Raw genomic sequence first — 13486 nt, forward strand, 5'->3', positions numbered from 1 at the left:
TCATAAACAATAATATAAGCACCTATTAAAAAATAGTTAACACCTTATTCCTACTATAAAAAATGCTCCAAACAATTAGCACTTAAAATTGCCATCTTTCTTTCTGTTATACTACCTCTCTTTTCTCTCCTATCAAAAGCTTATTCCCTACATATGTCTACAGTCACAAAATAAGGCTACCTTTGCAGCATTAAAAATAGATGAAGTGACCTTTAGAGATTTAAATTTAAGCACGCAACTTCTTAATGCACTGGATGATATTGGTTTTGAAACACCGACTCCTATCCAGGAGCAAGCTTTTTCTGTAGTAATGTCTGGTAAGGATGTGGTGGGAATTGCTCAAACCGGAACTGGTAAAACCTATGCGTATATGCTTCCTATTCTGAGAATGCTCAAGTATTCGGTTCAGAAAAACCCTCGTGTATTGGTATTAGTCCCTACCCGGGAGCTGGTTGTACAGGTAGTTGATGAAATTGAAAAACTAACGGCGTATATCAATGTGAGAATAGCCGGAGTATATGGAGGTACAAATATCAATACGCAAAAACAAGTCGTGGCGCAGGGATTGGATATTATAGTAGCAACTCCAGGGCGTTTATTTGATCTCGCTGCTAGTAGAGCTTTGCAATTAAAATCTATACAGAAACTCGTTATTGACGAGGTGGATGTCATGATGGATCTGGGGTTTAGGCATCAATTGATGAATATTTTTGATATTCTTCCTGCTCAACGTCAAAATATTATGTTCTCAGCAACCATGACCGATGAAGTAGATGCACTTATTACGGATATTTTTATCGCTCCGCAAAAAATATCGATTGCCAAAAGTGGAACTCCATTAGAAAACATCAATCAATCGGTCTATAAAGCACCTAATTTTTATACCAAAGTAAACCTGCTTACGCATTTACTCCAGGATGAAGAAATATTCCACAAGACATTAGTTTTTGCTGGAAATAAGCGAATAGCTGATCGTTTATTTGACCTGATGGAACAATCCCTGTCAGGGGCTTGTTGTGTTATTCATTCTAACAAAACACAAAATTACCGATTACAGAGTATTGAACATTTTAGAACGGGAGAACATCGTATCCTTATTGCTACTGATGTAATGGCCAGAGGGTTGGATATCGAAGACATTTCTCATGTTATTAATTTTGATACGCCCGATTACCCAGAAAACTACATGCATCGAATCGGACGAACAGGGCGAGCTCAAAAACAAGGAGAATCTATCCTTTTTACAACAGATAAAGAAGTAGAAGCTCTCAATGATATTGAGGAATTGATGGAAATGAAAATCCCGCAGCTTCCTTTGCCTGAAACGGTTGAGATTTCAACAGAATTAATTCCTGAAGAACAACCAAAAATCAAGGAAATTTACAATCCTCATAAACGTCCTAATGATGATGAAGCTGGTGCTGCTTTTCATGAAAAAAAGGCTAAAAACAAAAAAGTAAACCTGGGAGGTTCCTACCGGAGGGAAATCAAAAAGAAGTACAAAAAACCAAAAACAAAAGGAGATAAAGTTTTTAATCAAAAACATAAAAAGAAAAAAAAGAGATAAGATCAATGGCCTCTATTTTTGGACATGCAATGGCTACTATGGCAATCGGAAGCAGCTTCCCTAAGGAATTTAGATCCTTTAAGTTCTGGCTTCTCGGGATAGGGTGTACAATGGTACCAGATGCCGATGTAATTGGGTTTAAGCTTCACATTGCATATAATAGCTTTTGGGGACATAGAGGGTTTACACACTCCATTTTATTTGCCATACTCTGGGGGATGAGTATGTCATTTATTTTTTATCCAAAATTATCTTTCTCTTTAAAAGGCATTCTTTTTAGCATATTCTTCGCTTTTTGCACTCTTTCTCACGGAATACTGGACGCTATGACAACCGGAGGGTTGGGAGTTGCTTTCTTTTCTCCTTTTGATGATACCCGCTACTTTTTCCCCTGGCGTCCTATAGAGGTATCTCCTATTGGTGCTCGAAAATTTATCAGTATGAGAGGGCTCTCGATTTTAATCAACGAAGGCATCTGGATTGGGGTTCCTTCCCTGATATATACAACCTTAGTAATGCTGTTAAGAAAAAACACTAATCACTAACAAGAACTGATCTACAACTATACACATGAGACATCTGGCTAATGCATCTTCAACATCAAGAAAGAAAAAAAAGGTATCTATGCGACAGGCGTTTAAGACCATCATCTGGCCCAAGCGAAACCTGGTTTTTATAGGACTTTTCCTGATTGTTATTAGTCGATTGGCAGGGTTAGTGCTCCCTTGGCAAAGTAAAGTTTTACTGGATGATATCATTCCTACCAGTAACTACAATGCACTCATTACTCTTTTAGTATATGTCGGATCAGCATTGTTAATCCAAGCGGTTTCTTCTTTTTTACTCACCCGAATATTAAGTGTACAGGCACAGTATTTAATTGCTGAATTAAGGGCCCAAGTACAAAAAAAAGTACTTTCCTTACCAATTCGTTTTTTTGACAACTCAAAATCTGGAGCCCTGGTATCCAGGATTATGACAGATGTGGAAGGGGTTCGCAATCTGATCGGAACAGGACTTGTACAATTAGTAGGAGGTACGTTTACTGCTATTGTCTCTCTAATCATATTGATATCTATTAATCCCTGGATGACACTGTTCGTTTTATTTCCGGTTTCTATTTTTGGGGTGATTGCCCTGAAAGCTTTTGGGTATATCCGCCCTATTTTCAGAAAAAGAGGTGTTCTTAATGCCGAAGTCAAAGGACGTTTGACCGAAACACTGGCAGGAATCCGAGTAATCAAAGGGTTTAATGCAGAAAAGCAGGAAAGCGAAGTATTTGAAAGAGGCGTTGATCGTTTGTTTCAAAATGTAAAAAAGAGCCTGACGGCCACAGCATTTATGAGTAGCTCTTCTACTTTTTTATTAGGAATTGCTTCTGCTGGAATTATGGCTATCGGAGGATATTTTATGATTCAGGGAACTATGACCACTGGGGATTTTTTATTCTTCACACTGGTATTAGGCTTTATGGTTACTCCAATTGTACAAATGGGCAATATCGGGAGTCAACTTACCGAAGCATTAGCTGGATTGGACAGAACTGAAGAATTGATGAACCTTCCTCCAGAAGAAGATCCGGAAAAAAGAACGGTACATATTGATCGTATGCAAGGGGATATTATCTTTGATAATGTATCCTTCTCTTACGAGGAAAACAAACAAGTAATTCACAATCTTTCTTTTTCGGCTCCTTCAGGTTCTGTAACTGCACTTGTAGGAAGTTCAGGATCGGGAAAATCTACCATTGCAGGACTGGCATCTTCTTTTTTAACTCCTAACAGGGGTACAGTTACTATTGATGGAATTGACTTATCTACTGTCAATTTGCAGAGTTACAGACAGCATCTGGGAGTAGTACTACAGGATGAATTTTTATTCGAGGGTACTATTCGGGAAAATATTTTATTCCCGCGACCTGATGCTACAGAAGCACAACTAATCAATGCTGTAGAAGCTGCTTATGTCAATGAATTTACAGACCGTTTTGAAGATGGTTTAGAAACCCTTATCGGAGAACGAGGAGTAAAACTCTCTGGGGGACAGCGACAGCGAATTGCCATTGCCAGAGCTATTCTTGCTGATCCTAAAATTATCATTCTCGATGAAGCAACCTCCAGCCTGGACACGGAAAGTGAAGCGTTAATCCAGCAAAGTTTACATGAGTTAATGAGAGGAAGAACTACATTTGTAATTGCGCACCGATTGAGTACCATCAAAAAAGCAGATCAAATTTTAGTCATTGAATCTGGGCATATCGCTGAACAAGGTACTCATGAAGAATTAACTAATACACAAGGCAGGTATCATGATTTATATACATACCAGGCCCGGATATAAATATAAAAAGTTGCCATAAAAAAATGACAACTTTTTACACATTACGTACAGTTTTATCCCCAATCCCTTAAAAACTACTTTGATCTAAATGTATAAAAGCAGTTTATTTACTGTATTTTTTGATATTACAGAAGGTATGAAACAATACTATAAGGAAGTCACCCTCCCTTATTTTAATCGTTTATATGCTAGACCTACCTGCATCGTTTCTCCTTCATTTTTGATGGTTTTGATCAATAATAATTCTCCCTTAGAAAATGAAACAATAGCAGTTCCTGCATAATATGAATTTACTAATTCGGTTGCAGAATTGGAGATAAATTCTCCCATAGCACCAAAATCATCCAGTTTTAGTGCTAGCTTATTTCCTTTTTCCAAATTCCATGTTCCTGGCAGAGATATACTTTTATTTATGATCTTGCCCTCCTGTTCTTCTGTATATTGCAATTCTACTTTATAGGTATTGTCTTTATTAAACAGCAGCTTCTGTTTTGTGTCAAATCCCGGAATTGCTTTTCCCGAAGACACTTCTATTGCTCTTGTCATTTCCCATTGTCCGAGTATCGTTTCTGTTTTTATCGATGTTACCTGATCATCATCACTTGAACAGGCACTGATCAAAAAAACAATAATTACAAAAGCGATATAACTGATTTTTTTTCTAACTAATTTCATGTTTAGGTTTATTTGTCATTATAATTTAATATTGAAGCGCTTCATATACATGTCGCATTGAAAGCCTCCACCCCCTATTGAACTGAAAAAAAGTCGTAAATCAATTATTACCTCTATTTAATCAAAGAATCTAACCAGTTAAAATACTTCGTATTGGTAAATGTATCCGGGTACTCATGTCCTTTATCTGCTACGATGCTACAAGTTACTTTCCCTCCTATCTTTTTTAATTTGTCACTCATTTCTTCTATTAGTCTAACATCCAACCCTGCATCTTTTTTCCCATGATAGATAAATAACGGAACTCCTATAAAAGGAGTCAAATATTTATCTTCTAAAAAATTAGGATGTTCTTCGTCCAGCCATTCATTTGCCAAATTAGGATGCCCTGCAAAAACTGCTACCCCTTTATATAGTTCGGGATGTTCATAAAATGCTCGTAAAGCTCCATACCCTCCCATAGAGAATCCTCCTATAATCATACGACTACGATCTACTGAAAACGAACTGGTTACTGCTTCTATAGCTTCTACAATATCTCGTTGTGATTCTTCATAAGCGTATGCATTATATAAATCTCTTGCCAAGGGAGCAATTTCTATAAACTTCCCATTACTCCTCGCTTTTTTTAACAAACTTTGTTCATCCCTACCGCTACCATGTAGAAAAACTAATAACGGATATTTCTTAGCCGGGTCATAGTTTTCGGGTAACTTAATTGAATACGGTTGATAACTTTGATCATATTTTGATTTAAAAGCTCTTCGGTACGGTCCCGATATCCCTTTATAGGGATCAGTTCCTTGCTTAAAAACATTGAATTTTTTTTCGAATTCTTTCCATAAATGATGTACTGACTCCCCAGATTCATATGGTTTTAATGCCCTATATTTATTTAGTATTTCATTTAATTCGAATTGCAATGTATGTAGTGATCCCATAGGTAACTTCGGTTTATTTTTCTGAATCTCTGTACTGATGTTTTCCCCATCTATCTCCGGACGAATACTAATCACGTGTTCCCCCAGTTTTTTTTCTGTTGTTTGTATCAGTACTGTATATATGCCCGGAGACATTCCTTCTAATCGAACTTGCAGGTTTTCTTTTGTCAAATTATCGCTACTCTTTATCTTATATTCTTTTGTTAATACCTCTTCTTTCTTCTTATTAAAGCAGCTAATACGAATTGTTTCTTCTACTGCCTTTTTAGCGATAGAAGCTATTTCTACGATCAGTGGCTTCCCTTCTTCTAAATTTTTCTTTCTGAGAGCTGCAATGGTGGTTGGTTGAGAAACGGTTTCAGGAAGTTGAAAGGTTATTTTCCGGTATTTTCGTTTTGGTATTTCCTCACTCCAGATTCCTTCATCATCTACTAAAGAATATCCATTGGTAATGTACCCGTGCTCCTGAGAGTTAATCCCCTTGGCAAAATAAATATTACACCCTATTTCCCCGAGAAACCAGGGATGATAGGGTTCTATATCAGACCAGGCAATCAATGCTTCAAAACCGGACTTCTTTCCTGTTGAGACCTCCTGTGATATAGATTGTGTACTCAACGGTTTAGTGACCTGATTGAAATTATAAGCCATAATTCGCTGTCGATCCCAATGATTCTTTTCTTTTGAAGGAGAATATGATAATTCATAGTATTCATCCGTCAATGAATCTTTTTTAGGCATTCCTAATAAAATTTTATACCCATCTCCCCATAGATATCCTCTTCTGTGATAACTGATACGATCCTCTGCTGTTTCTATATAGAGATATAAATGTGTAGCAGTATATCCCATTCTATAACGAACAGGGACCGTATCCGTAACCGGATTGTCAAACTGCCAGATATATGTAAACTCTTTAGATGGTAATGATTCTAAAAAGGCGTCTAATTTCCCATCAATGACAGGGGTTCTTTCTATAAAAGTAACATCATGGGAAGGTTTCGGATTATTACAGCTACAGAAGATACTCAAGCCTATAATACCAAGTATAGTTTTTATAAGATAAACATAGATAGGGCGAAAATTCAATGGTCTTATACTCATCGGTATCTTATTTATACGTTCTTTTTCTAGCGACACCCTATTCTCATTTTTGTTACACTTTTATCATTTCATAATAGCTAATTTGATTATCGGTTTTCAGAAATTAAAAAAGAATACATCTTGGAATGTATCTGGTATTTGATTATCAAAATTTAAATCCTCTAAAGCTTCCCTTAGTTAACATCTATTCTCCAGATACTCTCCTATATGCTTATACCGAGATCGTATATGAGTAAATAAAAACCTGTATACTTTGTTCTTTCTTTGCTACTACATGGAGTACATCAGGAGTTTTTTAAAAGATGAAGTTATTTTGACGAGGTAGTACTAATGTAATGATGGAGGTACCCTTTTAGCTGTAAATGTTTTAAACACCCAGCCTTTATAGGCTCTGATATAACATACATTAAGGTCGTCACTATTGATCCATACTTTTACGGTGTATGTTTTCCCACTATCCGCATTATAAATAGTTCCTCCAGACAGTTCTCCTTCATTATATGTCAACTTATCTAAAATAATCATACCTACAATCGGACGTCCCCGAAGTTCTTTTACCGGATTTTTATTGTCTAGTCCATTGAGATTAGAAAGTGGTTGTGCAGCTCTTTTATAAATCTTTCCATAGAACACCTGTTTCTCTTTATAAATTTCAATAACAGAACCTCCTTTGATTTCCCATTTTCCGATATAGGCTTCCTCATCAACAGTCGCAGGGCACATAAAAAGGAATGGAATGATAAATAGTATGATATACTTCATTGTGATAAACATACCAATTAAATTGGAGTATTCCCAAGATTATTATGTAATATTATTGCTAGCTATCAACATTTTTCTGTGTTTTTTTATATCAGAAAGAGCCTGTTCGCGAGAAGTTATTTCATTCTTGCTCTGCTATTTGCTTTAAATCGGGGATAATCGCCTCCCAACCTTTTAGAGATTCTTCATATCGTTTTTTTCCAGTTTCATTATTCCGAAAGTTCTCTTGCCGTAACCTAAGAATCGTTCCTTTTCCTTTGGCAATAACTTCATAAGTCATAATCAGGTAATTTGCTGGAATATCTTCTAAATTCATATTAGGATCAAACATCGAGAAAGTAACTTTCTTTCCCTGTTCGAGCTCTAGAATGTTTCCTTTGACATATACGATTACCTCTCCTGTATTTGTCTTTCCTTTCCATAGCATTGGAGCACCTACCTTCCACTCAGATATAAGTTCGCATCCAAACATGTATTTTCTGGTTTGTTCAGGATTGGTTAACACTTCCCATACTCTTTCCTGTGATACTGAAAAATGGATTTCTTTTTCTATTTTCATCTCCTTGTTTCTTTTTGTTGACATACAACCTGTCATTGCGAATAGCACTAGTAACCAGATGTATTTCATTCTTTTTATCTATTGTTAATATTGAAACAAAGATGTTTTTTTTCTTGTTTTTTAGAGGGTACTATCAGGAGAACGTCTTATACTATTGGGAGTTTTTCCAAATTCTTTTTTAAAAGCTTTCGAAAAATGCTGAGGAGAACTATATCCTATTTCATAGGCTATTTCTTTGGCAGATTTTTGTGTATCTAACAGCAGACGTTGTGCTATACACATCCGATTATGGTGAATGTATCCAAAAATAGTTGTTCCAAATAGTTCTTTAAATCCTTTTTTTAACTTGTACTCATTAAGGGCAACTAATTTTGATAATTGGTAGATTGTTGGTGGTTCCCCCAGTTGGTCTGTTAGGATCTCCTTCGCCTCGAATAGTTTTCGTTTATCTGTATTGGTCTTAATAAAAGTATTCGATGTTTTTGCTTCGTATAATGCTGCCTGAAGAACCAGAAGTTCAATGCTCTTAGATAGTAGAAATAGTTTTTTTAATTCCCCGCCAAAACGACAATGTAAGATTTCGTTAATCACCTGATGTATCTTAAAGCTATTTGGTCGCCACTCATCTGACAATACAGCATTTTTTTTGTCAATAACATTTTCTACCAGTCGCTTTAGCGCATCATTACCATGTTGCGCTATCTGGACAAAGGAATCAGGAGTAAAATTAACTCCAAATGTTTCGATTTGCTTGCTTTTTGCACATACCTCTAAATCCAGCCCATCAGAGTACATTATATTATTATGATGCCCTGTAAACGTATGAGCAGTTTGTAATTTTTGAGAGCTAAAATCATAATCCCCTTTCAATCCAAAATGTAAACGAACAGCTTCTAGCTCATTTACAGAACGGTGCTTTTCTAAAGAGGTAAAATGAATGATATTATGCGAAATCGAAATTCCTTCCAGCTCCCATTTTTGAGTAGTTATATGTCTATTGTCTGCTTTCAATATTCTCTGACATGTATACTTTCAGGATAAACCCTGAACGTAGTTTAGAGTAAACATACCAATTAATTAAAATATTCCCAAACTTCCTGTATCGTCTTGTTTTTCAATTTCAATGTTTTTTATATCTGGTTATATTTTTTTAAAAAAAGGAGACTATTTTTGTTTTATCTACATCCAAAGATCTTTTTATAAAAGCATGTAATTCTTCTTTTGAAATAGCACTCAAGATGGCTGGGAATTTTTCTAAATCCTCAATTTTTTCATTGTTAGACAAGCATTCTATTATGTAAGAGTTCCAGTTATAAATATCTGTATCAGAAACGATCATATTATGTTTTAATGCTACTCCATTTTTATAATATTTCAATTCTTTTTCCTGTATTGGAGATGTTATAATATCCTCCAGCACTTGCTGGGTTATTTTTTTTGCTTTGTCGATTTTATCTGGAGTGCAATCAAAATGTATTTCTAAAACATAATTAGAGGCTGGATAACGTTTTTTTTCTAATTCTACAAAGGGAGTATACGTCATTCCATGTTGTTCTCTTAATGTCTTAACGACCCTGTTTCTTATAAGACGCTCTGTTAGAGAAATTAGTATTGTATTTCGTACCGTTGGGGTATACCCGCCATATAATACAAAACTGATACTAGTGGTATTCCTTGACTTTTGATCCTTAATGATCAACTCTTTTTCATGTTCTGAATGAGTGAATAATTCTTTATTTTCCATCCGATTATTATTATGTGGAAGGTTTCCTAAATAGTTATTCAAATATGGTAAAATACTGTCTTTATTAAAATTACCTGTTATAATAAACCTCCAGGAATCTGCATTAGCAAATGCTTTCTGATAAAAGTTATGCATTTGAGAAAGGTTCAGGTTTTCGAATTCCTCTTTTGTTTGTGCACCATTTCTATTAGGAAAATAGTTCTTTTTTAGCTGATCAACTTTTCTTTTGAAAGGGCTGACAATAGAAAAATGTGATGTACGTTTCTTCAATGCTTTAATTTCATCCTGAACAACAGTAGTAAACTCTTTCTCATTAGTTTTTGTTGCCGTCATTTTTATAAAAAGATACTTAAAAAACTCTTCTAACTGATGATGTGGAGTACTCGCATGTATATTCCTTTCAAATTCGGAGATGGCAAAGGAAACACTAAAATCTTTATCACTTAGATACTGTTCTAAATCTCGATCAGTAAGGTTTCCTATGCCTCCTAACTCTATATATGGTATAGTAGATTCATATTGATAATACAAACTGTCTGATATGGAAGATGTCCCTCCCGGTGCCAAGCCTACAACTTCTATAACATCCGTTTCGCTCTTAACAGGTTTCAATACTACGTCAAGTCCATTTTTATAAGTTAACTTGGTGATCCCTAATTTCGGATAATACACAGATGACAAAGCTTTTTCTTCTTCTATTTCCGGCACTGTTAATTTCCTGTTTTTTGATGTTTTTTTTAAGGAGTTTTTTTTCCTTGCATACTTCTTTATCAAAGGAAGAATATTATCGGCATCAAGTTGTTTCTTCAACTTTCTAAACTTTTGCAAAGAAAACTTATTCTTAGTATCATCAGAAGCAGCTTGTTCGAAAAAGAGCCTCATTGTATTGGAATCCCATAGTTTTTGAGCTTCATTTTTAAAATCTCTAGAATTGATATTGGATAAAATATGGTGCTGAATAATACTGTCTTTTTTTTCTAAAAAAAAGGAACCGTTTTTATCTAAGTATTGATCTAGATACTCCTGAATATAAGTACCTGATTGTTTAAAATTATCTTCTTTATATGTTATGAATTGTTGATTTTTTTTCAAATGATATTGTAATTCATTTTCGGGAACTCCATATAGTGCAATTCTTTTAATTTCTCGCAATATATTCTTTATTGTCATTTCGGGATTTGTCTTTGGATTACAGGAAATAGTTGTGTAATTAACATCTGCCATAAAATACCCATCTGTCAACTTAAGTCCATCAATGCTTTTAGAAAATAAGGAGTCGGTCCTCTTTTGTAGAATCCTTCCCAGCATCTGATATACTATTTTTCTTCTCAATACATCTTCTGTCTGTTCTTCGCTCTGACGTTTCCAACCCCATTCTAGAAATAATCTGGAAGATGTATAACTATCTGATATATCAATAGCCATCGCCTCTTCTAAAAATTCATAGATCCCTTCATTGACAGTGCTATTTGTCCTCTTGTTCTTAATAGTTTCAAATTGTTGTTTAATTAATGAGGCTGTTTGAGAAGGGAAGACATTCCCTACAACAAAGACTGCTGCTTTTTCTGGTTGATACCATTCATCATAAAAGCGACCAAGGCTTTCCCTGGTAATATTTTTTATACTGTTTTCTGTGCCAATAGGTAAGCGATATTTGTACTTGCTCTCTCCTAATCTGAACTTAAAATATTCTGATACTTTTGGCGCAACTTTCTTTTCCTCTAAAACAATTCTTTTTTCTGAAGCTATCGCTTCATTATCTAATGACAAACCGTCTAATATATCAGCAAAAAAGGCAAATGTTTCTTCTTGCATTTCCAGTGTTGCTTCTTTTGGAAATTCTATAGAGTATATAGTATATTGATAATTAGTGACGGCATTAAAATGTTTTCCTAACTGAAGTCCCTGCTCATATAGAGATGTTATATATTTTTTTTCCTGAAAACGCTTCCCTCCTTTGAAAGCCATATGCTCTAAAAAATGTGCATATCCAAGCTCCTGATCTTTTTCGTGAATAGCTCCTGCCTTTACTACTAAATAAAACAGTGTTTTTTGTAGTGGATAGGTGTTGTTTTTGATATAATATTGAAACCCATTTTCTAACTTTCCTTTTATCAACTCTTTGGATAATTTCTCCGTTTGAGCATTACTAAAAGTACTATAGCATACAATAATAAGTATCCCTGTGAGTCTATAAAACTTTTGTAAGATTAATCTATAGATGTTATAACTGCTCATTTTGAAAAAACTGTAAACCATACAGGTAAAATTTTATCTTGATTGTAGTAATCTACCTCGGTACAAGCTCACGAGATATTACATAAGAAATGGATGTTAATTCGGAGTACCCCTCTGAGCACTTAGACCTCGATTATCAATTAAACAAGAGAGCTTTGTCTTTTACGGGTTTATTTATTAATGAATACTTAATTTTTTGACCTTATAATAATACAAAGCTCTCGGTACACCGTTATCTATATACGGTTAAAAACTATTGAAGTTTTTAGTCTTTATGGAATTTTAATAAGGAGAGGTATAGGTTACTTTTACAATATCATAATCCCCAGAATTGGCATGATCTATATTAAATGTAAACTGCATAACCTTATCTGTATTATCATAACTACTTGTCGGAGTAACCCAGTTTGTTTCGTACCAATCATCTTCTAAAATCGTACTATATCCAATATAATTATTAGGATGTAAAGATCCTCCTGAAATGATATGGTTCGTGAGATCAATATTTCCTTTAGCTAATTTTTCGAGCTCATCCCACAGCGGGAACTCATACTGAAAATCAACTGCTGATAATCCTTTTACACGCTGATCATCAAGAAAATTAGTATAAATGTCATGCGCTCCATTTTCTTGTACAAAATGAATCGTATTATCCTCCTTAAATTCTAAATTATCTACTATCACATTAAAAGAATACTCCTTATTCAGCCACTTAGTTTCACTTTGATTTCCTATTGCCTTTAGTACTTCTTTTGCTGCAGGGTTGACATTATCATCATTAGGAGCGTACCAAAACCCTGTATTATTTATTGTTTCATTTCTAAAGACATATTGCAGGTATTCAGAAAGCCCAAAAGCATTATTTGTCATTACTAATAAAGGTTTTTCTTTAGTTGCACTTTCACTCAGTGTAATAAAAGTAGTTCCCGTGTACGTTTTGGTAGTAGCCTGATCAAAAGGGGAAAAACTTCCATTACCGTCTGTCTGAACAGTTACTTCTACAGGGATCTTTCCAATCCAGGGAGTAAGATCAATTCCCTTTGTTTTGTAATATTCTAATAAGTCTTTTTGTTCCTGAGTAAGAGGTGTGAAATCCGCTTCAACTTTTATTGCTATAGCTTCATTACTAGATAATGTTATTTTATTATCAATTCCGGAATAAGAAGTTAATTGTATCGGGAAGTTTTTATCCTCAGACAATAAATTTTCACTATCTGGTTTTGCTGGCATTGTGATTTTCAGTACCCCTTTTGTCGTATTCTTTTTGATGATCACTGGAGCATCTATTGCTAATAAAGAGGAATAACCTGAAATATCTTCTAATGAAAAATTAAGAGTCACCGCTGAATCAAATGATTTACTCAAAATAACATCATAGATAAAATCCGTAGCTTCCCCTTCTGTCGCTGATGAATTTCCTTTGTTGATCAGTGTAACTGAGACATCCCCATTAAACTGCGCTGTACCATCATCATCGCTATTACAAGATGTAATAAGCATTACTCCTAGTAATGTATATAGTATTGATTGTATTATTTTCATAAGTATTTACGTGT

The 13486-nt window shown here is 34.7% G+C and carries 10 protein-coding genes; 3 read left to right on the plus strand and 7 right to left on the minus strand.

Translation table 11 applies throughout. The features are described 5' to 3' along the window. Nucleotides 1-205: 205 nt before the first annotated feature. The 3 genes from HN014_RS21565 to HN014_RS21575 are packed head-to-tail and all read left to right on the plus strand — an operon-like array spanning nucleotide 206 to nucleotide 3907. A complete protein-coding gene (locus tag HN014_RS21565) occupies nucleotides 206-1567 on the plus strand; it encodes a DEAD/DEAH box helicase (RefSeq protein WP_176030898.1) in 1362 nt (453 codons plus the stop codon). A gap of 5 nt (nucleotides 1568-1572) precedes the next feature. After that, complete coding sequence (locus HN014_RS21570; protein WP_176030899.1) at nucleotides 1573-2112, plus strand: metal-dependent hydrolase; 540 nt, start codon at nucleotides 1573-1575, stop codon at nucleotides 2110-2112. Nucleotides 2113-2137: 25 nt separating this feature from the next. Beyond that, the gene (locus HN014_RS21575) at nucleotides 2138-3907 is read left to right on the plus strand and encodes an ABC transporter ATP-binding protein (protein ID WP_176030900.1); all 1770 of its coding nucleotides are present in this window, start codon (nucleotides 2138-2140) and stop codon (nucleotides 3905-3907) included. A gap of 168 nt (nucleotides 3908-4075) precedes the next feature. Here HN014_RS21575 and HN014_RS21580 read toward each other — a convergent pair whose 3' ends face one another. The 7 genes from HN014_RS21580 to HN014_RS21610 all read right to left on the minus strand — a co-directional run bounded on the left by HN014_RS21580 (nucleotide 4076) and on the right by HN014_RS21610 (nucleotide 13472). Continuing rightward, the gene (locus HN014_RS21580; RefSeq protein ID WP_176030901.1) at nucleotides 4076-4582 is read right to left on the minus strand and encodes a hypothetical protein; all 507 of its coding nucleotides are present in this window, start codon (nucleotides 4580-4582) and stop codon (nucleotides 4076-4078) included. Between the two features lie 113 nt (nucleotides 4583-4695). Next, nucleotides 4696-6627, minus strand: coding sequence for an alpha/beta hydrolase-fold protein (locus HN014_RS21585; protein WP_176030902.1), 1932 nt, complete (start codon nucleotides 6625-6627; stop codon nucleotides 4696-4698). A gap of 327 nt (nucleotides 6628-6954) precedes the next feature. Further along, a complete protein-coding gene (locus tag HN014_RS21590) occupies nucleotides 6955-7389 on the minus strand; it encodes a DUF2147 domain-containing protein (RefSeq protein WP_176030903.1) in 435 nt (144 codons plus the stop codon). A gap of 121 nt (nucleotides 7390-7510) precedes the next feature. Continuing rightward, complete coding sequence (locus HN014_RS21595) at nucleotides 7511-8017, minus strand: SRPBCC domain-containing protein (protein WP_176030904.1); 507 nt, start codon at nucleotides 8015-8017, stop codon at nucleotides 7511-7513. 51 nt (nucleotides 8018-8068) lie between these two features. Further along, nucleotides 8069-8959 carry a helix-turn-helix transcriptional regulator gene (locus HN014_RS21600; protein ID WP_176030905.1) on the minus strand — a complete coding sequence of 297 codons (891 nt, stop codon included), beginning with the start codon at nucleotides 8957-8959 and terminating at the stop codon, nucleotides 8069-8071. 139 nt (nucleotides 8960-9098) lie between these two features. Continuing rightward, complete coding sequence (locus HN014_RS21605; protein WP_176030906.1) at nucleotides 9099-11951, minus strand: pitrilysin family protein; 2853 nt, start codon at nucleotides 11949-11951, stop codon at nucleotides 9099-9101. A gap of 261 nt (nucleotides 11952-12212) precedes the next feature. Beyond that, nucleotides 12213-13472, minus strand: a complete 1260-nt coding sequence (locus tag HN014_RS21610) for a DUF4929 family protein (RefSeq protein ID WP_176030907.1) — start codon at nucleotides 13470-13472, stop codon at nucleotides 12213-12215. Nucleotides 13473-13486 lie beyond the last annotated feature (14 nt).

The sequence above is a fragment of the Aquimarina sp. TRL1 genome, assembly GCF_013365535.1.
GTDB classification, from domain to species: domain Bacteria; phylum Bacteroidota; class Bacteroidia; order Flavobacteriales; family Flavobacteriaceae; genus Aquimarina; species Aquimarina hainanensis.

Bases quoted from the DNA above. Each gene is read 5' to 3' on its own strand.
- HN014_RS21575 (WP_176030900.1), top strand. From the start codon at position 2,138: ATGAGACATCTGGCTAATGCATCTTCAACATCAAGAAAGAAAAAAAAG.
- HN014_RS21595 (WP_176030904.1), bottom strand. From the start codon at position 8,017: ATGAAATACATCTGGTTACTAGTGCTATTCGCAATGACAGGTTGTATG.
- HN014_RS21580 (WP_176030901.1), bottom strand. From the start codon at position 4,582: ATGAAATTAGTTAGAAAAAAAATCAGTTATATCGCTTTTGTAATTATT.
- HN014_RS21610 (WP_176030907.1), bottom strand. From the start codon at position 13,472: ATGAAAATAATACAATCAATACTATATACATTACTAGGAGTAATGCTT.
- HN014_RS21590 (WP_176030903.1), bottom strand. From the start codon at position 7,389: ATGAAGTATATCATACTATTTATCATTCCATTCCTTTTTATGTGCCCT.
- HN014_RS21605 (WP_176030906.1), bottom strand. From the start codon at position 11,951: ATGGTTTACAGTTTTTTCAAAATGAGCAGTTATAACATCTATAGATTA.
- HN014_RS21570 (WP_176030899.1), top strand. From the start codon at position 1,573: ATGGCCTCTATTTTTGGACATGCAATGGCTACTATGGCAATCGGAAGC.
- HN014_RS21585 (WP_176030902.1), bottom strand. From the start codon at position 6,627: ATGAGTATAAGACCATTGAATTTTCGCCCTATCTATGTTTATCTTATA.